The following is a 1,027-nucleotide window of genomic DNA, read 5'->3' as shown; positions in this document are numbered from 1 at the left end:
TAAAATGGTGTTGCGATGGGAACACAATACAACCAGCTCAATTTGACAGAGCGCATTGAGATTTACCGCCTGCATTCAAGCGGTCAGTCTCTTCGTGCGATTGGTGCATGTTTAGGCCGCGCGCCTTCGACAATCAGTCGCGAACTTAGCCGCAATAGTCGCAAAACCAAAGCCTGGCCCGGCGGATACCGGCCCGAGCGTGCCGACGATCTCGCCGCGCGAAGGCGACGTTGGGACAAACGCTTTAAGTTGGTGCGCCAACCGCACCTGCAAGCTTATGTCCGCGACCGCCTTGCGATGGGATGGTCGCCGCAACAGATTGCCGGGCGGCTGGCGCGCGACAACGCTCCCATACGCATCAGCCCCGAGTCAATCTATCGATATATTTATCACCGCACGGAGCAAAAAGACTATCTCAACCGCTTACTGCCCTGGCGCAAAGGGCGACGCGGTAAAATCGCGCGCGGCGGCATGTCCTCATTGGCGCACATCAAGAATCGCAAAGGCTTAGAGCTGCGCCCTCAAGATGTGGAGGGGCGCAAGACCTTCGGCCATTGGGAAGCCGATACCATGCTGTTCTCGCGCTATGGCCAGAACGTGTTGGTCATCCAAGAACGCCGCTCCCGTCTGGTTTTGGCTGTTAACCCTGGAAACCGCAAAGCGGCGAACATCGAAAATCATCTACACAAAATGTTGCAGCCATTACCCCCGCATCTGCGCCAAACGATCACCTTCGACAATGGCGTCGAGTTTGCGCAGCACCATGAATTGGCACGCAAAATTGGGATCGAAACGTACTTCTGTGATCGCTATGCGCCATGGCAAAAAGGCGGAGTTGAAAACGCTATTTTGAGATTGCGAAGAGCATTGCCCAGAAAGACGAACCTTGCAGACATTGCCGACCAGCGTCTGGATGAAATCGTGAGAATGCACAACAATACGCCGCGAAAATGTTTAGACTATAAAACCCCGGCAGAAGTCTTCTGCCAAATCTTAAACCCGTTGCACTTCAAGCGTGACTCCATCC

General features: G+C 54.2%; 1 protein-coding gene. It reads left to right on the top strand.

The window, feature by feature from the left end; translation table 11 throughout:
• Positions 1–15 precede the first annotated feature (15 nt).
• A partial coding sequence (locus V5T82_RS18115) for an IS30 family transposase (protein ID WP_332897081.1) occupies positions 16–1,027 on the top strand: 1,012 nt, incomplete at its 3' end.

The sequence above is a fragment of the Magnetovibrio sp. PR-2 genome (assembly GCF_036689815.1).
Classification (GTDB): domain Bacteria; phylum Pseudomonadota; class Alphaproteobacteria; order Rhodospirillales; family Magnetovibrionaceae; genus Magnetovibrio.
This window is presented reverse-complemented; position numbering and strand designations above follow the sequence as displayed.